Source organism: Rhizobium sp. S163 (genome assembly GCF_030380805.1).
Taxonomy (GTDB): Bacteria; Pseudomonadota; Alphaproteobacteria; order Rhizobiales; family Rhizobiaceae; genus Rhizobium.
This window is the reverse complement of record NZ_JAUDSA010000002.1, coordinates 1-867: the sequence shown is the minus strand read 5'-3', so window position 1 is coordinate 867 and position 867 is coordinate 1. Positions and strand designations below refer to the sequence as shown.

At 59.1% G+C, this 867-nt stretch carries 1 protein-coding gene and 1 pseudogene; both read left to right on the top strand.

The annotated features are described in order from the left end of the window. Positions 1–117 precede the first annotated feature (117 nt). A pseudogene (locus QTL96_RS00035) lies at positions 118–246 on the top strand (transposase); the annotation flags it as partial. Between the two features lie 215 nt (positions 247–461). Next, positions 462–812, top strand: coding sequence for an IS66 family insertion sequence element accessory protein TnpB (gene tnpB, locus QTL96_RS00030; RefSeq protein WP_112822696.1), 351 nt, complete (start codon positions 462–464; stop codon positions 810–812). The last annotated feature ends 55 nt before the right edge of the window (positions 813–867 follow it).

Below are 867 nucleotides of genomic sequence, written 5' to 3'. Positions count from 1 at the left end.
GTACCCCTCCGCCGAAGGCCGTCTGTTGTGATTTGCTGATTGGCTTTAAGTCCATGCCTTATGTCATGCGCTACAGTCATTTCCCCCATTGAGGTCTTACCGGCCGACCATTTTGGTCGCCGACGAGATTGGTCGGATGAAGAGAAGGTCCGGATCGTTGAGGAGAGCCTACGAGGCTTTCGGCAGGGCTCGATGACGGCGCGGCGTTATGGATTGTCGCGGTCGTTGTTGACCCGTTGGCGTCGGGAATACCGAAGCGGGCTTCTGAACGTTTCCGCTACAACGGGCTTCATACCGCTTTCGATTTCGCCGCCGTCGGCATCTTTCGAGATGGCCTCACCGCCGCGGCCTGAAGACGCCAGGACGATCGAGATCGGCCTACCGAACGGTCGACGGCTGACGATCCCGGCCTCGCTTGATCCAACTATCCTTGCTCGGCTGTTGCCGGTTCTGGACGCGTCATGATCGCCTTTCCGCCCGGAGTGAAGGTGTGGATTGCGGGCGGCGTGACGGACATGCGCTGCGGCATGAACAGCCTGTCGTTGAAGGTGCAAGAAGGCCTTGGCCGCGACCCTCATGGCGGCGAGGTCTTCTGCTTCCGCGGTCGCAAGGGTGACTTGATCAAAGTCCTTTGGCATGACGGCGTTGGCATGTCGCTTTACCTGAAGCGGCTGGAAGCTGGAAAGTTTATCTGGCCCGTCAGCCAGAGTAGCTCTGCCGTGCCAGTGTCGGCTGCGCAACTCGGCTATCTCCTGGAAGGGATCGACTGGCGCAATCCACGCTGGACACAGCGGCCTTCGAAGGCTGGCTGATTGTCTGCACTGCTCTGTTTTTGTTGGTCTTTCAGCGCGTTGCATGGTAGCTTTT